This window comes from Novosphingobium sp. G106 (assembly GCF_019075875.1).
GTDB lineage: Bacteria > Pseudomonadota > Alphaproteobacteria > Sphingomonadales > Sphingomonadaceae > Novosphingobium.
On sequence record NZ_JAHOOZ010000001.1, the window covers coordinates 565926 to 584810 of the forward strand.

At 66.6% G+C, this 18885-nt stretch carries 17 protein-coding genes; 9 read left to right on the forward strand and 8 right to left on the reverse strand.

Annotated elements, in window-relative coordinates; translation table 11 throughout:
• Positions 1–47 precede the first annotated feature (47 nt).
• From rpsU to KRR38_RS02700, 8 genes are all read left to right on the forward strand, one after another.
• Positions 48–254 carry a 30S ribosomal protein S21 gene (gene rpsU, locus KRR38_RS02665; RefSeq protein WP_217398364.1) on the forward strand — a complete coding sequence of 69 codons (207 nt, stop codon included), beginning with the start codon at positions 48–50 and terminating at the stop codon, positions 252–254.
• Positions 255–391: 137 nt separating this feature from the next.
• Entirely contained in the window at positions 392–973 is a 582-nt protein-coding gene (locus KRR38_RS02670) for an FKBP-type peptidyl-prolyl cis-trans isomerase (RefSeq protein WP_217398366.1), read from the forward strand.
• A gap of 32 nt (positions 974–1005) precedes the next feature.
• Positions 1006–1308, forward strand: coding sequence for an Asp-tRNA(Asn)/Glu-tRNA(Gln) amidotransferase subunit GatC (gene gatC, locus KRR38_RS02675; RefSeq protein ID WP_217398368.1), 303 nt, complete (start codon positions 1006–1008; stop codon positions 1306–1308).
• Complete coding sequence (gene gatA / locus KRR38_RS02680; RefSeq protein ID WP_217398370.1) at positions 1305–2792, forward strand: Asp-tRNA(Asn)/Glu-tRNA(Gln) amidotransferase subunit GatA; 1488 nt, start codon at positions 1305–1307, stop codon at positions 2790–2792. The genes gatC and gatA overlap by 4 nt, the downstream gene beginning before the upstream one ends.
• 1 nt (position 2793) lies before the next feature.
• Positions 2794–4290, forward strand: coding sequence for an Asp-tRNA(Asn)/Glu-tRNA(Gln) amidotransferase subunit GatB (gene gatB, locus KRR38_RS02685; RefSeq protein WP_217398372.1), 1497 nt, complete (start codon positions 2794–2796; stop codon positions 4288–4290).
• 117 nt (positions 4291–4407) lie between these two features.
• Entirely contained in the window at positions 4408–5283 is an 876-nt protein-coding gene (locus KRR38_RS02690; RefSeq protein ID WP_217398374.1) for a hypothetical protein, read from the forward strand.
• An 8-nt stretch (positions 5284–5291) separates the two neighbouring features.
• Positions 5292–6488 (forward strand): M48 family metallopeptidase, encoded by a 1197-nt coding sequence (locus tag KRR38_RS02695; protein WP_217398376.1) that lies wholly within the window; start codon positions 5292–5294, stop codon positions 6486–6488.
• Positions 6485–7081, forward strand: coding sequence for a hypothetical protein (locus KRR38_RS02700; RefSeq protein WP_217398378.1), 597 nt, complete (start codon positions 6485–6487; stop codon positions 7079–7081). Before KRR38_RS02695 ends, KRR38_RS02700 begins: the two co-directional genes overlap by 4 nt.
• Positions 7082–7220: 139 nt before the next feature.
• On the opposite strand, the gene KRR38_RS02705 is transcribed toward KRR38_RS02700, so the two are convergent.
• The 6 genes from KRR38_RS02705 to KRR38_RS02730 form a co-directional block, all read right to left on the reverse strand.
• Positions 7221–7523, reverse strand: a complete 303-nt coding sequence (locus KRR38_RS02705; RefSeq protein ID WP_217398380.1) for a hypothetical protein — start codon at positions 7521–7523, stop codon at positions 7221–7223.
• Between the two features lie 49 nt (positions 7524–7572).
• Positions 7573–10455, reverse strand: a complete 2883-nt coding sequence (locus KRR38_RS02710) for a pitrilysin family protein (RefSeq protein ID WP_217398382.1) — start codon at positions 10453–10455, stop codon at positions 7573–7575.
• A gap of 56 nt (positions 10456–10511) precedes the next feature.
• Complete coding sequence (locus KRR38_RS02715; RefSeq protein ID WP_217398384.1) at positions 10512–10967, reverse strand: nuclear transport factor 2 family protein; 456 nt, start codon at positions 10965–10967, stop codon at positions 10512–10514.
• 65 nt (positions 10968–11032) lie between these two features.
• Entirely contained in the window at positions 11033–12490 is a 1458-nt protein-coding gene (locus KRR38_RS02720) for a glycine betaine ABC transporter substrate-binding protein (RefSeq protein ID WP_217398386.1), read from the reverse strand.
• On the reverse strand, positions 12490–13206 hold the full coding sequence (locus KRR38_RS02725; protein WP_217398388.1) for an ATP-binding cassette domain-containing protein: 717 nt from the start codon (positions 13204–13206) through the stop codon (positions 12490–12492). The genes KRR38_RS02720 and KRR38_RS02725 overlap by 1 nt, the downstream gene beginning before the upstream one ends.
• The gene (locus tag KRR38_RS02730) at positions 13193–14497 is read right to left on the reverse strand and encodes a sugar MFS transporter (RefSeq protein WP_217398390.1); all 1305 of its coding nucleotides are present in this window, start codon (positions 14495–14497) and stop codon (positions 13193–13195) included. The genes KRR38_RS02725 and KRR38_RS02730 overlap by 14 nt, the downstream gene beginning before the upstream one ends.
• Before the next feature lie 176 nt (positions 14498–14673).
• Here KRR38_RS02730 and clpB point away from each other — a divergent pair, with 176 nt between their 5' ends.
• A complete protein-coding gene (gene clpB, locus KRR38_RS02735) occupies positions 14674–17253 on the forward strand; it encodes an ATP-dependent chaperone ClpB (RefSeq protein WP_217398392.1) in 2580 nt (859 codons plus the stop codon).
• 41 nt (positions 17254–17294) lie between these two features.
• Here clpB and KRR38_RS02740 read toward each other — a convergent pair whose 3' ends face one another.
• Together KRR38_RS02740 and KRR38_RS02745 are read right to left on the reverse strand one after the other, a co-directional pair.
• Positions 17295–18128, reverse strand: a complete 834-nt coding sequence (locus tag KRR38_RS02740) for an SDR family NAD(P)-dependent oxidoreductase (protein ID WP_217398394.1) — start codon at positions 18126–18128, stop codon at positions 17295–17297.
• Between the two features lie 130 nt (positions 18129–18258).
• Positions 18259–18885: a glutathione S-transferase family protein gene (locus tag KRR38_RS02745; RefSeq protein WP_217398396.1), complete on the reverse strand. Its 627-nt coding sequence runs from the start codon at positions 18883–18885 to the stop codon at positions 18259–18261.

The following is an 18885-nucleotide window of genomic DNA, read 5'->3' on the forward strand; positions in this document are numbered from 1 at the left end:
TTGCATTGGCGGGGTTCTGGCCTTCGATCTGTGAGGTGTGTCGGTTTATGCAAATTCTCGTCCGCGACAACAATGTCGACCAGGCCCTGCGCGCGCTCAAGAAGAAGCTGCAGCGTGAGGGCGTGTACCGCGAGATGAAGCTGCGCCGTCACTACGAGAAGCCCTCCGAGAAGCGCGCCCGCGAAAAGGCCGCGGCCGTCCGCCGCGCCCGCAAGCTGGAGCGCAAGCGGCTGGAGCGCGACGGCGTCAAGTAGGTTGCTGGTGGCAAGCCTTCCGCAGGTTTGCCAGCAAGCTTGAACCACGCCTTGCGATACGCCATGAGGGCGCGGAATCACGTTCCGCGCCCTTTTTGCTGCCTTTCAGGCACGAGATGTCTTTTCAGGATAGCCAGATGACCGAGATCACCCGCGTTCCTCTTCAGCCCATCGCCAAGGGCTCGCTCACCAAGATCTGGCTCGGCGTCGCCGCTGCCGCGCTCGCCGCCGGCGGGATCGCCTGGGCGGCCATGCCGCCGCGCGTCGATATCGACACGATCACCAAGGGCGCGGGGCCTTCGCCGACGCTGACCGACGTCGCGCTGATCAACTACAAGGGCACGCTGCCCGACGGGAAGGTGTTCGACCAGCAGCAGAACGCCGTGTTCCCGCTGCAGGGCGTGATCCCGGGCTTCACCAAGGCGCTCGAGCAGATGCAGAAGGGCGGCAAGTACACGGTCCATATCCCGTCCGAGCTCGCCTATGGCGCCAAGGGCGCGGGCGAGATCCCGCCGAACACCGATCTGACTTTCGAGATCGAGCTGCGCGACTTCATCAGCGGCCAGGAATACCAGCGCCAGATGCAGATGATGCAGCAGATGCAACAGATGCAGCAAGGCGGCGGCGCGCCGCACGGTGCCCCCGGCGGCATGCCTCCGGGCGGAATCCCCGAGGGCATCCCTGGTGGCGCTGGGCCCGAGGGTGCGCCGCATCCCTAATCCGTTTCGCAGCTTAGATTGAAGGTACAGCCATGTCGGTCGATACAGCCACCGTGGCCAAGATCGCCGCTCTCGCCCGCATCAAAGTGAGCGAGGCGGAAGTCGCGGCCATGGTCCCCGAACTCAACGGAATCCTCGCCTGGGTGGAACAGCTCGGCGAAGTCGACGTCACCGGCGTCGAACCGATGACCGCGGTCATCGAGAACCATCTGCGCCTGCGCGAGGACGTGATCGACGCCGATCCGCTGACCGGCGGCAACAAGCGCGACGCAGTCCTGGCCAATGCCCCCGCCGCCGAGCATGGCTTCTTCGGCGTGCCGAAAGTGATCGAATGACAGACCTGACCGAACTCGGCGTCGCCGCCATCCGCGAAGGCGTGGCCAAGGGCGATTTCAAAGCCGTCGAAGTGGCCGCGGCGTTCAACGCCAACGTCGCCGCCGCCCAGCAGGCGCTCAACGCCTTCATCGTGCCGACGCCCGAAAAGGCGCTCGAAGCCGCGAGCAAGGTCGATGCCGACCGCGCCGCCGGCACGGCGCTGGGCAAGCTGGCCGGCGTGCCGATCGGCATGAAGGACCTCTTCGCGACCAAGGGCGTCCAGACTACCGCGGCGAGCCACATCCTCGAAGGCTTCAAGCCCGAATACGAGTCCACCGTTTCGCAGAAGCTGTGGGACGCGGGCGCGGGCATGCTGGGCAAGCTCAACCTCGACCAGTTCGCCATGGGCTCGTCGAACGAGACCAGCTATTTCGGCAATGTCATCTCGCCGTGGAAGCGCAACGACGGCGGCAATGCCTCGCTCGCCCCCGGGGGGTCCTCGGGCGGTTCGAGCGCGGCCGTCTCTGCGCGCCTCGCCCCCGCGGCGACGGGCACCGACACCGGCGGCTCGATCCGCCAGCCCGCGGCCTTCACCGGCATCGCCGGCATCAAGCCGACCTACGGCCGCTGCTCGCGCTGGGGCATCGTCGCTTTCGCCTCCTCGCTCGACCAGGCGGGCCCGATGGCGCGCGACGTGCGCGACTGCGCGATCATGCTCGAAGCGATGGCCGGTTTCGATCCCAAGGATTCGACCAGCCTCGACCTGCCGGTCCCGGCCTGGGAAGCAGGCCTCTCGGGCGACCTCAAGGGCAAGAAGGTCGGCATTCCGCGCGAATATCGCATGGACGGCACGGCCGACGAGATCGTCAAGTCGTGGGAGCAGGGCATCGCCTGGCTCAAGGACGCCGGCGCCGAGATCGTCGACATCAGCCTGCCGCACACAAAATATGCGCTGCCGGCCTACTACATCATCGCGCCGGCAGAGGCCTCGTCGAACCTCGCGCGCTACGACGGCGTACGCTACGGCCTGCGCGACCTGCCTGATGGGGCCGGCCTGCAGGACATGTATGCCGCCACCCGCGCCGAGGGCTTCGGCGCCGAGGTCAAGCGCCGCATCCTGATCGGCACCTACGTGCTCTCGGCCGGCTTCTACGATGCCTATTACACCCAGGCTCAGAAGGTTAGGACGCTTATCTCACGCGATTTCGCACAGGCCTGGAGCCAGTGCGACGTGATCCTCGCGCCGACCACGCCCAGCGCCTCCTTCGCGCTTGGCGAGAAGAGCGCCGATCCGCTTGAGATGTACCTCAACGACGTGTTCTCGGTCCCCGCGAGCCTCGCCGGCCTGCCGGCGATGTCGGTGCCGGCCGGTCTCAACCTTGAAGGCCTGCCGCTCGGTCTCCAGATCATCGGCAAGCCTTTCGACGAGCAGGGCGTGCTAAACGCCGGCCTCGCGATCGAGCAGCGGACTGGCTTTACCGCCAAGCCCGGGAAGTGGTGGTAACATGAGCGAATATCGCATCCAGGGCGCAACCGGTGACTGGGAGGTCGTGATCGGCCTCGAGGTCCACGCGCAGGTCGTCTCGAAGTCGAAGCTGTTCTCGGGTTCGGCTACCGAATTCGGCGCCGAGCCCAATTCGCAGGTGTCGCTGGTCGACGCGGCGATGCCCGGCATGCTGCCCGTGCTGAACAAGGAGTGCATCCGCCAGGCGGTGCGCACCGGCATGGCGATCAATGCGCCGATCAACAAGTGGTCGCGCTTCGATCGCAAGAACTACTTCTACGCCGATCTGCCGCAGGGCTATCAGATCAGCCAGCTCTACCACCCGCTGGTGGGCGAGGGGCAGATCGACATCGTCCTCGACGAGAAGAACCCCGACACCTCGACCAAGCAGATCGGCATCGAGCGCATCCACGTCGAGCAGGACGCGGGCAAGCTGATGCACGATCAGCACCCGACGATGTCCTATGTCGACCTCAACCGCTCGGGCGTGGCGCTGATGGAGATCGTCAGTCGGCCGGACATGCGTTCGCCTGCTGAAGCAGGGGCTTACCTGCGTAAGCTCAGGACGATCCTGCGATATGTCGGCTCGTGCGACGGCAATATGGAAGAAGGCTCGATGCGCGCCGACGTCAACGTCAGCGTGCGCAAGCCCGGTGACGAGTTCGGCACACGGACCGAAACGAAGAACGTCAATTCGGTGCGCTTCGTCATGGCCGTGGTCGAGCAGGAAGCCCGCCGCCAAGTCGACCTGATCGAGGACGGCGGCAGGGTCGTCCAGGAAACCCGGCTCTACGATCCCGACCGCAACGAGACCCGTTCGATGCGCTCGAAGGAAGACGCGCACGACTACCGCTACTTCCCCGATCCCGACCTTCTGCCGCTCGAGCTCGACGATGCCTTCCTCGAGGACTGCCGCGCCAGCCTGCCGGAATTGCCCGACGCCAAGCGCGGCCGTTACGAGACCGCGCTGGGCCTGAGCGCCTACAACGCCAACATCCTCACTGCCGAGGCCGAGACCGCGCGTTGGTTCGAGGCGCTGCTGGCGGAGAGCGAAGCGAAGCAGGGCAAGTCGGGCGCCGATGTCGCCAAGCAGGCGGCCAACTGGCTGACCTCGGAACTCTTCGGCGCGCTCAACCGGCTTGGCAAAGACCTTGAGACTTCACCGGTAAGTCCTTCGCAGGCGGCGGAATTGCTTGCGCTCGTTGCTGACAGCACGATCTCGGGCACGATCGCCAAGCAGGTCTTCGAGAAGATGCTCGAAACCGGTGATGGCGCTGCCGTAATCGTCGAGCGCGAAGGCCTCAAGCAGACCTCCGACACCGGCGCGATCGATGCCGCCGTGGCCAAGGTCCTCGCCGACAACGCCGACAAGGTCGAGCAGTACAAGGGCGGCAAGGAAGCCCTGTTCGGCTTCTTCGTCGGCCAGACGATGAAGGCGATGCAGGGCAAGGGCAACCCGCAGCTGGTCAACGAAGCGATCAAGAAGGCTCTGGGCTGAGCGATTGATCCATTTTGGCTGCAATTGTTCGCGCTTGTCATTGTTTCGCTAGACGCACTCGTTAACCATTCCGCCCAGGGGTAGTCTTTGGGGGGATTGATGCGGAGAATCGCGCTTGTGGGCGCCATGTGTGCAACCGTGCTTCAGCCGGTTGCCGCGATGGCCGGTACCAAGGATTTTGCCCTTCAGGGATATGCGCTTCCGGCCGACAAGCCGGTGACGATCGTGCTGATGCGGCCGGACGTTTCTGTCGGCGAGCTGACCGCGGGCGGCTTGCCCCAGCCGAACGCCGATTGGACAAAGTCGGCGCGCGAGCAGATCGAGAAGGCGCTGACCGCCGAGATGTCGGAGCGCCAGCTCAACTTCTCCAGCATGGAGCAGCGGATATCCGACTATAACCAGCAAAAGGCGGCGGTGGCCCAGCGCTGCGCCGCAGTACCTGCCGAGGCCGCCGTTCCCGCGCCGACCATTCCGGCCGAATGCGCTGCACCGGTACCAGCACCGGCATCGGCCGACGCCGATCCCGAGCTGACCGTCTCCGAATACAACGCGCTGCATGGCGCGGTGGTACAGGCGGTCCTTGCCCACAAGTATGGAATGGGCGCCGGCAAGCTGCCGACCAAGAAGGAAAACTTCTCCTACACGCTGGGGCCGGGCGCCGGGACGCTGGGACAGCTCGCCGGAGCGAACTACGGCCTCTTCGTCATGACCAATGACCAGTTCGCCAGCGACGGCCGCAAGGCGATGCAGGTGATGGGCGCGCTGGGATGCATCATCGGCGCCTGCATGATCGTGAGAGGCGGCGTCCATGTCGCCTACGTTTCGCTGGTCGAACTCGATTCGGGCAATATCGTCTGGTTCAACGTGCTACGCGGATCGGACGGCGACGTGCGCGAGGCGGAGGGCGCCCGCACGATGGTCCGCTCGATCATGGCCGGCATGCCCACCCGGCCCGGAGAGTTGCGAACGGCCGCGGTCGCGAAAAGCCGCTGACCAGGGCGATGGCGCGCCTGGAGACCCGCGGGAGGCTGGCCGCCGCCATGGCGATGCTGGCGCTTGCCCAGCCTGCTGCCGCCGAGCCGCCTGCGGTTCCCCCGACGCCGGCGCCAGCCGCGACTGCCGAGTACCAACTCTACCAGCCACAGGATGCCGACGAGCGCGGATTGTGGATGACCGTGGACGAGGCCGAGCGCAGTCTGCGCAACTCGCCTTCGGTAATCCGTGACCCGGCGCTCAACGCCTACGTGCGCGGCGTGTTATGCAAGACGGTCGGCGCGGATCGCTGCCGCAACGTCCGGCTCTACATCGTCCGCACGCCGCAGTTCAATGCGACCATGGCCCCGAACGGGATGATGGAGGTCTGGTCCGGCCTGCTGCTGCGCACGCAGAACGAGGCGCAGCTCGCCGCGGTGCTGGGGCACGAATATACCCATTTCGAGAAGCGCCACACGGTCAAGCTGTTCCGCGACATCAAGGCAAAGACCGATGCGGCGAGCTTCCTCAGCCTGATTCCCTATGCCGGGATCGCCGGCCTGGCGATGGTCAGTTCGGTTTTCGGCTTCTCGCGCGATATGGAGCGCGAAGCGGATACCGGCGGCCTCGCGAAGATGGCCGATGCAGGCTATGACACGCGCGAAGCGGCGACCGTCTGGGAGCGTCTTCGCGAAGAAATGGACGCCACGGCCGTGGCCCGGAATACCAAGTCGCGCAAGGACAAGAACGGCGGCCTGTTCGCCACGCATCCGCCCTCCGCCGAACGCGTCGAGAACCTGCGCGCTGCCGCCGCCGCCAATCCGGGCGTGGCCGGCGCGAACGATGCCGAAGCCTATCGCCATGCGCTGGCGCCGCTGTGGCCGGCCTTCGTCGACGACCAGCTCAAGCTCAACGATTTCGGCGCGAGCGAATATCTGCTGACCAGCCTTGCTTCTGCAGGGTGGACTCCCGCGCTGCTCTATGCGCGCGGCGAGCTGTACCGCCGCCGCGCGCTTCCCGGAGACCTGGAAAAAGCCGTGGGCTTCTACGGCGAGGCGGTAGCCGCAGGCGGGACGATGCCGGAATTGTGGCGCGGACGGGGAATGGCGCTGCAGAAACTCGGCCAGGCCGACGCCGGCCGCGCCGACCTGCGCGAATATCTGCGCCGCGCGCCCTCGGCGCCCGACAAACCGATGATTGCTATGCTTGCTGGAGAAGGATCATGAGGAAGCTTCACATCTCCATCGCGGCGGCCACGCTGCTTGGCTTGTCGGCTACGCCTGCCATGGCCGGATGGAAAGTCGTCCCGCACGGCATGGCAACGGCGGTTGCCAAAAGCACCCTTCGGGTCACGCCGGGCGAGGACTGGAACCAGAGCTCCGTGCGGCCGGTTAAGCAGAGCGAGGTCTGGACGCTCGACGGAGACTCGCTCAACCAGCTCTATTTCGTCTCCGGCCTCGCCGCCGGCGGCACCCTGCTGCGCGACTCAAACAAGAAGAGCCGGCCGCTACCGAAGATGAACGGTGCGATGCAACTCGCGGACATTCCGGAATTCTTCGAAAGCTCGTGGCGGCTGGGCTTGAACACCTCGCTGTTCGAGATGGGCGCAATCGAGCCAACCAAGCTCGACGGGCACGACGCCGTTCGATTTGCCTATCAGTATACGGTCCAGGGAGAAATGCTGACTCGCAAGGGCATTGCGGTCGGCACCGTCGTCAAAGGGCAGCTCTATCTGATCAATTTCGTTGCACCGTCGACCTATTATTTCGATCGTGACAGATCGAAGGCGCAGGCGATCTTCGATAGCGCCAGACTTTAGGGGCATATCGTCCGGCATCCCAGCCGGCCCTTCCTGCGAGGAGCCGGCTGGCAAACCAGGACGCTTTAGATCAAGATAATCATTCTCGGGACGGGCGATTTTCTTATCGCCAGGCAAAAGCACGCCAGCCCGGGTGAACTCAGCCCGCGCGCGTGCCCGACATTGCCATCGAGCCGAACATGCCGGCCTTGATCGAGCCGCTGATCGCGTCGCCCTCCACCGTCGCATCGCATTCGAGCGTCATCGGCATCGGCACTTTCATGTCCATCGTCCAGGTGGCGGTGTCGCCGGCGATCTTGCCGTCGGTGATGTCCATCGAACCCATCATGTCGCTGGTGACGCTGCCGGTGAAGCTGTCGCCCGCCGGATTGATGGTCAGCTTGCCCTTCTGGTCGCCCATCGGGGTCTTGATCGTGACGTCATAAGTTCCGGCAACGGACATGGGTATTCTCCTCCTGCTGGGGGCAGTTGTGTCGCCTTGTGCGCCGAAGTCAATCGCCGCTGGCGGGTGCTCCACCGTCGACCGCGGGTGCGATTTCGATCGGCATGCCCAGCGCCTTCAATTGCGGCTCGACCTGCTTGCGCTCGCCCACGACCACGAAGGTCAGGCCTTCGGGCTGGAGATAGGTCCGCGCCATCGTGTCGATCGTCTTGGCATCGACCGCGCGGTAGCGGCTGGCGAGCGTTGCGTAGTAATCATCGGGTCGGCCGAGCACCTGGTTCGTCAGGATCGTGCCGAGCACGTCGCCGTTGCTTTCGAAGCGGTTGGGCAAGGAACGGATGTTTCCATCGGTGACGCGGTTGAGTTCCTCGGCATCGACGCCCTTCTTGGCAGGGAAGGCCTTCATGTCGGCGACGATGGCGCGGATGGCTTCGCCGGTCTTGTCCGCCTGTACCGGCGCGCCGACAAGCAGCACACGCGGACCCGCGGGCGTACGGACAGCGCTCGATACGCCGTAGGACCAGCCCTTGTCCTCGCGCAGGTCCATGTTGAGGCGCGAGAGGAAGCCCCCGCCGATGACCTCGTTGGCGAGGTCGAGCGCTTCCAGGTCTGGCGTGCGGCCGGTCACGGGCAGAACGCGGCCGGCGTAGATCACCGATTGCGGCGAGTTGGGCCGGTCGATCAGGACGATGCGCGGGTGCGGGGCGGGGATGGCGGCCGTCAGGTCCTTGACCGGCTTGGGCGTCGTGGGCGCCTGCCAGGAGCCGAAGGCCTTTTCGAGCAGCGGCTGCAGCTCGGCCATGGTCACGTCGCCCGTGACGGTGATCCGGGCAAGATCGGGCCGCACCCATTTGCCGTGAGCGGCGCGCAGCGCGGCCGGGGTGAGTGCGGCAACCGACTTGGCGTCGCCGAGGCCATCGGCCGGCATGCCATAGGGATGGCTGCCGAACAGCACCTTGCTGAGCTCGCGGTTGGCCAGCGCGCGCGGGTTGGCCAAGGTCTGCGACAGCGTGGCGAGCTGCTGGTCGCGGACGCGCGCGACCTCGCCGTCGGCGAAGGCCGGATTGCGCGCGATGTCGGCCATCAGCGCCAGCGACGGCGCGAGATTGGCGGTGAGGGCGGAGAGGTTGATGCTGCTCGTATCGATCGAGCCGCCGATGTTGATAGTGGCGCCGAGCCGCTCCTGCTCCTCGGCGATCTGTGTCGCGCTGCGCGTCGCCGTGCCCTCGTCGAGCATCTTGAGCATCAGCGACTGCGTGCCCGGCGTGTCGAGCGCGTCGGCCGAATAGCCGGCGTCGAAGCCGAGCGAGACCATGACTTTGGGAATCGCGGTGCGCCGGGCGAGCGTGACCGGGATGCCGTTGGACAGCGTGGCGTGCTCGATCGCGGGCACGGCGAGGTCGCCGACGGGCGCGACCGGCGGCGTGGCACGCTTCGGTCCGGCCGGCACCGCGGCCCCGGGCTTGGCAGGCTTCGGCGCCGGCGCGCCGGGCACTTCGTCGCCCCAGCCGCCCATCGTCTCGCCCTTTTCGGTGCGGTTACCCGGCACGACGGCTAGCGAGAAGGTCGGCCGGCCGAGCCAGCGCTGGAGCGCGGCCTTGACGTCCGCCGGGGTCAGCGCGGCGATACGCTCGAGGTCCTTCTTGTACTGCGCGGGATCGTCCGAATAGAGCTGGCCCTCGGCGAGCGTCGCGCCCTTGCCGTTGAACCCGCCGACTTCCTCCAGAGCGCCGATCTGGCTCGACAGGATGCTCGTCGCGGCGCGGCGCAGCTCGTCCTCGGTCGGACCCTCCGCGACATATTGCTGGATGAGCTGGTCGAAGCGAGCCTCGGCCTTGGCCCGGTCGACGCCGGGCTTCACGTCCATCGAGGCGGCTAGGAACGAGACCTGCTCGAACGGTTGCGACCCGGCCGAGACCGAGACCGCGAGTTGCTCGCTGCGCACCAGCACGTTGTCGAGCCGCGAGCTCGACAAGCCGCCGAGGATGTGGAGGCCCACCTGCAGCGCGATCGTATCGGGATCGTTGAGCCCGGGGCCGCTCCAGTTGCGGCTGAGGCGCAGCACGGGCACCTGGTCGGCCATCTCGCGCTTGGCCGGGGCGGTGAGCGTGACCGGCCCCGTGACGATCCGCTTGACCTCGGGCCCGCGCGGAATGTCGCCGAACCACTTCTCGACGAGGGGCCGAGCCGTGGCGGCGTCGATGTCGCCGGCGAGCGAGAGCACCGCATTGTTCGGGCCATAGTGATCCTTGAACCACTGGCGCACGTCATTGAGGCTCGCCGCATCGAGATCGGCCATCGAGCCGATCGTCGCGTGGCGATAGGGGTGGCCGATCGGGAACAGCCCGTCGCCGACGGCATAGTCGGCCAGACCATAGGGCTGGTTGTCGTTCTGCCGCTTCTCGTTCTGGACAACGCCGCGCTGTTTATCGAGCTTGTCCTGGGTCAGCGCGCCGAGCAGATGGCCCATGCGGTCGCTTTCCATGAACAGCGCCATGTCGAGCGCGCCCTTGGGGACGGTCTCGACGTAATTGGTGCGGTCATACCAGGTCGAGCCGTTGGACGGGGTGGAGCCCGCGGCTTCGAGCGGCTTGTCGAAATTGGGCACGTTCTCGGAGCCGCCGAAGAAGATGTGCTCGTAAAGGTGGGCGAAGCCGGTCTTGCCGCGTGGCTCGTACTTCGAGCCGATGCGGTAATAGGTCGTAACGCCGACGATCGGCGCCTTGCGGTCGGTATGGACGAGGACCGTCAGGCCGTTGGCCAGGGTGAAGCTCTCGTAGGGAATGTCCACCGCCTTGACGAGCGCGCTCAGCGGCGCCGGCTCGGGCGCGGCGGCGGGTGGCGGGGCGGCGGTGGCTACCGGGGCGGTGGGCTGGGTCGCGCAGGCGGAGAGGGCCAGGGCGGAAAGCGAAGCGAGAAGGAATCGACGCATGGCGCGCCTTGTGGCCCATTCCCCTTCGTCGGGGAAGCGGGGACGACGCTATGCCTCTATCCGCGCTGGAATATCTGCCCGCTGTCGAACCGGCTGATCTTCCAGTCGCCCGTCTCGTCGCGGCGGCATTCCATGCGCACGTCGGCGACGGCCAGCGGGTCGCAGTAGCCGACGAAGGGCGGCTCGCCGACCTTGGCGAAGAACAGCAGCTGGAAGGTGATCGCAGCGTGATCGTCGGCCGCGAACTTGATGCGGTAGTTGCTGTGCAGGTGCCGCATCACCGGCGCGCCGCCGGCGGCGGTCAGGCGGTCCCACCGGTCCTGATAGAACTGCGCGGTCGCAGCGAGGCTCTCGCGCCATTCGCCGCCGACGAAGTACTGGACGTCGTCGGTCAGGACCTTGGCTTCGGCGATCTTGAGGCCACTGTTCTGGTCGAGCTCATCGCCCCACTCGTTGATGACCTGCTGGATCGCGGCAACCGCCGCTGCCTGCTCCAAGCTGAATTTCGCCACGCCGTGTCTCTCCGAAAGCCGTATTCCGGCGCGTGCATATGCGGAACTGGGCGAGTGGCCAAGTCCTAGTCGGCAGCTTTCAGGCGCAAGCCGCGCGGCGTGACCGCGGTCTGGAGCAGATGGAACAGCGCTTCGATCACCAACGCCATGACTGCGGCGGGAATCGCGCCTTCGAGGATCAGGCCGGTGTCGTTCAGGCGGATGCCGGTAAGGATCGGCTGGCCATAGCCGCCTGCGCCGATGATAGCGCCCAGCGTTGCCAGACCGACGGCGATCACCGCGGCGGTGCGGATGCCGGCCATGATCGTCGGTACGGCAAGCGGCAGTTCGATCCGCTTAAGTCTTGCGGCGCGCGACAGGCCCAGAGCGTCGGCGCTGTCGAGCAGGGCGGGGGAGATGCCGGTCAGCCCGGCATGGGTGTTCCGCACGATCGGCAGCAGCGAATATAGGAACAGTGCCGCGATCGTCGGCGCCGCGCCGATGCCTAGGAAAGGGATCAGCATGACGAATAGCGCGAGGCTGGGGATCGTCTGCAGCACGCCCGTCGCCGACAGCACTAGCGCGCCGAGGCGTGGATTACGGGCAGCGGCGATGCCGAGCGGCAAGGCGACGATCAGCGCGGCAATCAGCGACACCGCGACCAGCCAGAGGTGTTCGAGCGTGCGTTCGACCAGGCGTTGCCACAGGCCGTCCTCGTGGCTTGCCGTCTGCGCTTCACCCAAGGCGAGGCCGGCGGCAGCGGTCTCGCTGAGCTTGTCCACCGTCACCTTGCGGTTGAGTTCGCGCATCTTCGCTTCGTCGATCGAGCCGGCGAGGCCGTTGAGCGCGGCGACGGCTTTGCCGGGCAGGCCGGCGCGATAGACGAAGACCGCGTCGTAGCGTGGGAAGAACCCGCGGTCGTCGCGCAGCACGGTGAGCTTGTAGGTCGCGATTTCGGCGTCGGTCGTATAGACGTCGGTCACCGCGATCTGGTCGGCGGCGAGGGCGCGGTAGGCAAGGTCGTGGTCGATCCCGCGGACCTTGAGCCCGGTCAGGTCATAGGCGCGCGACAGTGCGGGCCAGCCGTCCTGCCGGTCGACGAATTCGTTGGAGAGCCCGACGGCGAGTTCGGGGTGCTTTGCCAGATCGCCGATCGTTGCGATGCCCAGCCGCTGCGCGACATCGCTGCGCATCGCCAGCGCATAGCCGTTGCTGAAGCCGATGGGCTTGGACATGGCGAGGCCTTGTGCGGCGAGAGCGCGGGGCAGGGCGGCGTCATCGGGCAGATGCTCGCCCGACAGGATCTCGAAGCGCAGCGTGCCCGTGTAATCGGGATAGACGTCGATATCGCCGGCCTTGACCGCATCCCACAGGATACGGCTGCCGCCCAGCTCGCGGCGGTGTGTGGCGGGCACGCCCGCGCGCTCCAGCGCCAGCCGCGCGACTTCGCCGAGGATCACGCCTTCGGTGAATTTCTTCGAGCCCACCGTCTCTGCCTGCGCCGGCAGCGCGAGCAGCGCGAGGATGATCAGCAGCCACCTCATCACAGCGCTTCCTCGGCGGCCAGGAATTCGGTGACGAAGGGGTCGGCTGGCTTCTCCGCAAGGTCGGCGATCGGCCCCTGCTGGACGATCTCGCCGCCGCGCATCAGCACGGCTGTGCCGCCGAAGAACCGCGCTTCGCCGAGGCTATGCGTGACCATCACCACGGTCTTGCCGAGCTCGGCAAAGATGTCGCGCAGTTCGCCGGCCAGCCGCACGCGGGTGATTGGGTCGAGCGCTGAGAGCGGTTCGTCGAGCAGCAGCACCGCGGGATCGAGCATCAGCGCGCGCATCATCGCCACGCGCTGGCGCTGGCCGCCCGAAAGCTCGGCGGGGAAGCGGTCGAGCTGGGCCGGTTCGAGCGCGACCAGCCCGGCCAGTTCCTCGACCCGCGCAGCGATGCGCGCCGCATCCCAACCCAGTTCACGCGCCATCAGTGTGACATTGCCACTTGCGGTCAGGTGCGGGAACAGCCCGCCGTCCTGAATGACGTAGCCGAGCCGCCGGCGCACCGCGCGCCAGTCGGTCACCGGCGCGCCCTCGAAACGCAGGGTACCGGTAAACGGTGTCAGGCCCGCCAGCGAGCGCAGCAAGGTCGACTTGCCCGAGCCCGAGGGACCGAGCAGGACCAGCGTCTCGCCGGCCATGATCGACAGCGAGGTCGGGGCAAGCGCAGGCGTACCGCCATAGGAAACCGCAACGTCGCTAAGCTCGAACATCGGCGGGTTCTAGCGGCTCGACCGGCCGCCGCGCAAAGTTTCCGAAAGCGGCGATCACGAGATAGCAGAGCGCCGGCACGACCAGCGCAAAGGCCAGGTGTCCACTGAGATCGGCGACGTGGCCGGTCAGCGGCGGGATCACCGCGCCGCCGACGATGGCTACGCAGATTACCCCGGAACCGTCGGCCGCGCGCGCGCCCAGGCCTTCGCAGCCGAGGCTGAAGATGGTCGGGAACATGATCGAGTTCATCAGTCCGATCGCCAGCAGACTGTAGCCTGCGACAGTGCCCGTCGTGTTCGCCGAAACAAGGATCAGCGCGATCGCGCCCAGAGCCTGGAACGCCAGGATCTTGCCCGGATTGATCACCCGCAGCAGCGCTGAGCCGAGAAACCGCCCGATCAGCGCACCGCCCCAGTAGAGCGGGATCAGCTTGCCTGCCGCCTGCTCGGCCAGTCCCATCACTTCGGGCTGGCGGAGGTAGTTGACGATCATCGAGCCGATCGACACCTCGGCACCGACATAGAGGAAGATGCAGAGCGTGCCGAAGGCGAAGCGCGGCCGCTTGAGTAGGCCGAAGCCGGCGAGCACGCCGCCCTCGTGATCCTCGTGCTTCAGTCGGTTTCGATTGAGCCAGACGACGCCCGCGACGACGGCGAGCGCCGCGGCCAGGCCGAGGTAGGATTGCACCACGATCTGGGTTTCCCTGACGCGATAGGCGTCGAGCGCCGCGCCTGAGAGCGTACCGGCGCTGGCCTGCGCCAGTGTGCCGAGGATGAGAATCGACCCGACATAGGGAAACAGCGTCGTGCCGAGCGAATTGAACGCCTGCGCGAAGGTAAGCCGGCTGGGTGCGGTCCGCGGCGGGCCGAGTAGCGAGATCAGCGGATTGGCGACGACCTGGACGATCGTGATCCCGCTCGCCAGAACGAACAGTGCGAACAGGAACACGCCGAAGGTCGCGCTGCTCGAGGCCGGCACGAACAGCAGGCAGCCCGCCATCATCAGCAGCAGCCCCGCCACGGCGCCGCGCATGTAGCCGATCCGCTTGACCAGCGCTGCGCCGGGGATCGAGACGATGAAGTAGGCGGCGAAGAACGCCGACTGCACGAGCATCGCCTGCATGTAGTTGAGCGTGAACAGCTCTTTGAGCTTGGGAATGATGACGTCGTTGAGCGAGGTGATCCCGCCGAAGATAAAGAACAGCGCCATGACGAAGGGCTGCAGGCCCGGCGCTTCGATGTGGCCGTCCGCGGCGTCGGCAGGCGAGGCGCCGGGGGTCAGTGCGGCCATGCCCGCTTCCTCATTTCGATCATGTGGATTACCCCTCCCGTCGGCCAGGAACGAAACGACGGATCGCCCCGTATAGGAAGGGGGCGGAGTCATCATGCACAAGAAAATTGCTGCGGTGTAATCTTGTGTGGCCAATCCGCAACACTATCTCCTAGCCGACAGGAGGCAGTTACCCCATGAACCTCGAGAAATTCACCGACCGCGCCAAGGGATTCCTGCAGTCCGCGCAGACGGTTGCAATCCGCATGAACCACCAGCGGATCACCCCCGACCATATCCTCAAGGCCCTGCTCGAAGACAGTGAAGGCATGGCCGCGGGGCTGATCCAGCGCGCCGGCGGCAATCCCGCCTTCGCCGTGCAGGAAGTCGACAAGGCGCTGGCCAAGGTACCGGCGGTGTCGGGCGGCGGCGCGCAGCAGACGCCCGGGCTCGACAACGATGCCGTGCGCGTGCTCGACCAGGCCGAGCAGATCGCCCAGAAATCGGGCGACAGCTTCGTCACCGTCGAGTGGCTGCTGGTCGCGCTCGCGCTCGCCACGACCACGCCTGCGGGGCAGGCATTGAAGGCGGCGAACGTCACGCCGCAGGCGCTCGAAGCCGCGATCACCCAGCTCCGCGGCGGCCGCACGGCCGACAGCGCGGGTGCGGAGAACGCCTATGAGGCGATGAAGAAGTATGCGCGCGATCTCACCGAAGCGGCGCGCGACGGCAAGCTCGATCCGGTCATCGGCCGCGACGAGGAGATCCGCCGCACCGTCCAGATCCTCGCCCGCCGGACCAAGAACAACCCCGCGCTGATCGGCGAGCCCGGCGTCGGCAAGACCGCGATCGCCGAGGGCCTGGCGCTGCGCATCGCCAACGGCGACGTGCCCGACAGCCTCAAGGACCGCCGCCTGATGGCGCTCGACATGGGTAGCCTGATCGCTGGCGCGAAGTATCGCGGCGAATTCGAGGAGCGGCTGAAGTCCGTGCTCGACGAGGTCAAGGGCGCCGAGGGCGAGATCATCCTGTTCATCGACGAGATGCACACGCTGATCGGCGCGGGCGCGTCCGAAGGCTCGATGGACGCTTCCAACCTGCTCAAGCCCGCACTGGCCCGCGGTGAGCTGCACTGCATCGGCGCGACCACGCTCGACGAGTACCAGAAGTACGTCGAGAAGGACCCCGCGCTGCAGCGGCGGTTCCAGCCGGTCTTCGTCGGCGAGCCGACGGTCGAGGACACGATCTCGATCCTGCGCGGGATCAAGGAGAAGTACGAGCTGCACCACGGCGTGCGCATCGCCGACAACGCGATCGTCGCCGCGGCGACGCTGTCCAACCGCTACATTGCCGACCGCTTCCTGCCCGACAAGGCGATCGACCTGATGGACGAAGCCGCCAGCCGCATCCGCATGGAAGTGGAGAGCAAGCCCGAGGAGATCGAGAATCTCGACCGGCGCATCATCCAGCTCAAGATCGAGGAAATGGCGCTGGGCAAGGAGACCGACCAGGCCTCCAAGGACCGGCTCACCGCCTTGCGCGACGAGTTGGCCAACCTCGAGCAGCAGTCGGCCGAGCTGACCACGCGCTGGCAGAACGAGCGCGACAAGATCGCTTCCGAAGGCAAGATCAAGGAAGCGCTCGATGCGGCGCGGATCGAGCTCGACCAGGCCCAGCGCGGCGGCGACTATGCCAAGGCCGGCGAGCTGACCTATGGTCGCATTCCCGAACTGGAGAAGCAGCTTGCCGAGGCGGAAGGCCAGGCGGGCAACGCTCTGCTGCGCGAGGAAGTGACCAGCGAGGACATCGCCGCGGTCGTCAGCCGCTGGACCGGCATTCCGGTCGACCGGATGATGGAAGGCGAGCGCGAGAAGCTGCTCAAGATGGAAGAGACGCTCGGCAAGCGGGTGATCGGCCAGCGCGATGCCGTGGTCGCGGTGTCGAAGGCCGTGCGGCGCGCGCGGGCGGGTCTGCAGGACCCGAACCGGCCGCTGGGCTCGTTCCTGTTTCTCGGCCCCACGGGCGTCGGCAAGACCGAGCTCACCAAGGCGCTCGCCGGCTTCCTGTTCGATGACGACAGCGCGATGGTCCGCATCGACATGTCCGAATTCATGGAGAAACACTCGGTCAGCCGCCTGATCGGCGCGCCTCCGGGCTATGTCGGTTATGACGAGGGCGGCGTGCTGACCGAGGCGGTGCGGCGGCGGCCCTATCAGGTCGTGCTGTTCGACGAGGTCGAGAAGGCCCACGGCGACGTGTTCAACGTGCTGCTGCAAGTGCTCGACGACGGGCGCCTGACCGACGGACAGGGCCGCGTGGTGGACTTCACCAACACGCTTATCATCCTGACCAGCAACCTTGGTAGCCAGTACCTCGCCAACCTCGGCGAGGGCGAGGACGTCAGCCATGTCGAGCCGCAGGTCATGGAAGTGGTGCGCAGCCACTTCCGGCCCGAGTTCCTCAACCGGCTGGACGAGATCATCCTGTTCCACCGGCTCGGGGTCGAGCACATGGCGCCGATCGTCGAGATCCAGGTCGCGCGGGTGGCCAAGTTGCTCAAGGACCGCAAGATCACGCTCGACCTTACGCAAGCGGCGGAGCGCTGGCTGGGACGGGTCGGCTACGATCCGGTCTACGGCGCAAGGCCGCTCAAACGCGCGGTGCAGCGCTACCTGCAGGACCCGCTTGCCGAGAAGCTGCTCGGCGGCGAAATTCCGGATGGCTCGACGGTGAAGATCGACGAGGGCGACGGGGCGTTGCAGATCGACGTGGCTTGATGTGACAGCCCCTCCCGTTCTGTGCGGGGGGGCGCGTCACGCTACGAGATCGGTTCGGCCCAGCCTTCCTTGCTGGTCTCCTGCTCGCCGACCCGGCAGCCCGATGAACCGCCGTCGATCGGCAGGACCACGCCGGTGATGTATTTCGCTTCGTCCGACGCGAGATAGACGCTGCCCCAGGCGATGTCGTCGGGCTCGCCGATGAACGGGAGCGGGATGTTCGCGGTGACCGCGGCCGCGACCACCGGGTCGGCCATCATTGCCGCGACCCCGCCGCCGTTGTTGACGAGGCCGAGCGCGATCGCATTCACGCGGATGCCCGAGCGCGCATATTCCCCTGCCATCGAATGGGTGATGCCGTTCATTGCGGCTTTGGAGGCGACATAGGCGTCCATGTCGTAGCCGCTTTGGGCCGCGCCGGACGAGATGTTCACGATCGAACAGCCGGGCCGGCCGTGGGCCAGCATGGCCCGCAGGGCATAGCGGCAGCACCAGAACAGCCCGTAGAGATCGCTCTTCCACATGATGTCGAGCGTTTCGTTGGATAGCTCGTGCATCCGCCGGTCGGCGAACTCGTGCAGGGTGCCGATCATGTGGGTCGCCGCGGCATTGTTGACCAACGTGGTCAGCGGACCGAACCGTTCTTCCGCTGCCTCGATCATCCGGCGACAGTCTTCTTCGACGCTGAGGTCCGCGCGCACGAATGCGGCCTGTCCCCCGGCATCGGTGATTTCGCGTTCGACCGCGCGGCCGAGATCCTCGGAGCGTCCGGTGAACACCACCGAGGCGCCCTCCTGCGCGAAGCGATGCGCGATGCCCCGGCCCACGCCCTTGGTGCCGCCGGTGATGACGGCGACCTTGCCTTTCAATCTCATGCCACGCTCTCCTCTCTGCCGCTCGGCTGATCGCGAGTCGGGTGGAGGGGAGTGTTGCAGTTCGACGCCGGTGCACAATAAGCCCTGCGGCCCAGGGTGCGTTTGATGTCCCTATTTCGCCCTTGGCGCCTCAGGCCGGCGGAATGAACACCTGTTGGATCGCCTTGAACTCCGCGCGGGCTTCGGCGCGCGCGGAATGGTCGGCCAGCGCCGGGAAGTCCGCCAGCTTGACGATGTGCGCATAGACCTCGCTGGTGAAGCGCGCGATGCAGGCGGCGATATTGTCGTCGTGGCCGGGTTCGGCGCCGAACCACCAGTCGCCGCTGCGTGCGGCGCATTCGCGGTCGAGCTCGGCCAGTCCGGCGAGGATCTGGCCTTCGGTCCGCGCGACGAATTCGGGTGCGAGCGCGGTCGCGAAAGTGCGCGCGTAGAAGAAGTTCACCGCCTTGTCGGCGATGCCCGTGGCGATGGCGCAGCGGTGCAGGGCTGCGCGGCGTTCGGGCCCCGAAGCGGCGATCAGCGCGCGGTCGCGGCCGTGGACCTCGTCGAGGTGGTCGAGGATCGCGTAGCTGTCGATCAGCACTTCGCCGCTGTCGGTTACCAAGGTCGGTACGCGGCGCAGCGGGTTGTGCTGGACGAAGCGGTCGCTGTCGCCGAAGCTGCCGTAGGGCAGGTGCTCGAAGGCCATGCCGTAGCGCGTCAGCGCGAGGCCGACGCGGCGGACGAAAGGGCTGTCGAACTGACCGATGAGCTGCAT

Coding starts and splice junctions, on each gene's coding strand:
- KRR38_RS02695 (WP_217398376.1), top strand. CDS start 5,292: ATGGCGCGCCTGGAGACCCGCGGGAGGCTGGCCGCCGCCATGGCGATG.
- gatA (WP_217398370.1), top strand. CDS start 1,305: ATGACAGACCTGACCGAACTCGGCGTCGCCGCCATCCGCGAAGGCGTG.
- KRR38_RS02670 (WP_217398366.1), top strand. CDS start 392: ATGACCGAGATCACCCGCGTTCCTCTTCAGCCCATCGCCAAGGGCTCG.
- clpB (WP_217398392.1), top strand. CDS start 14,674: ATGAACCTCGAGAAATTCACCGACCGCGCCAAGGGATTCCTGCAGTCC.
- KRR38_RS02730 (WP_217398390.1), bottom strand. CDS start 14,497: ATGGCCGCACTGACCCCCGGCGCCTCGCCTGCCGACGCCGCGGACGGC.
- KRR38_RS02710 (WP_217398382.1), bottom strand. CDS start 10,455: ATGCGTCGATTCCTTCTCGCTTCGCTTTCCGCCCTGGCCCTCTCCGCC.
- gatB (WP_217398372.1), top strand. CDS start 2,794: ATGAGCGAATATCGCATCCAGGGCGCAACCGGTGACTGGGAGGTCGTG.
- KRR38_RS02745 (WP_217398396.1), bottom strand. CDS start 18,885: ATGCAGCTCATCGGTCAGTTCGACAGCCCTTTCGTCCGCCGCGTCGGC.
- rpsU (WP_217398364.1), top strand. CDS start 48: ATGCAAATTCTCGTCCGCGACAACAATGTCGACCAGGCCCTGCGCGCG.
- gatC (WP_217398368.1), top strand. CDS start 1,006: ATGTCGGTCGATACAGCCACCGTGGCCAAGATCGCCGCTCTCGCCCGC.
- KRR38_RS02720 (WP_217398386.1), bottom strand. CDS start 12,490: ATGAGGTGGCTGCTGATCATCCTCGCGCTGCTCGCGCTGCCGGCGCAG.
- KRR38_RS02705 (WP_217398380.1), bottom strand. CDS start 7,523: ATGTCCGTTGCCGGAACTTATGACGTCACGATCAAGACCCCGATGGGC.
- KRR38_RS02740 (WP_217398394.1), bottom strand. CDS start 18,128: ATGAGATTGAAAGGCAAGGTCGCCGTCATCACCGGCGGCACCAAGGGC.
- KRR38_RS02725 (WP_217398388.1), bottom strand. CDS start 13,206: ATGTTCGAGCTTAGCGACGTTGCGGTTTCCTATGGCGGTACGCCTGCG.
- KRR38_RS02700 (WP_217398378.1), top strand. CDS start 6,485: ATGAGGAAGCTTCACATCTCCATCGCGGCGGCCACGCTGCTTGGCTTG.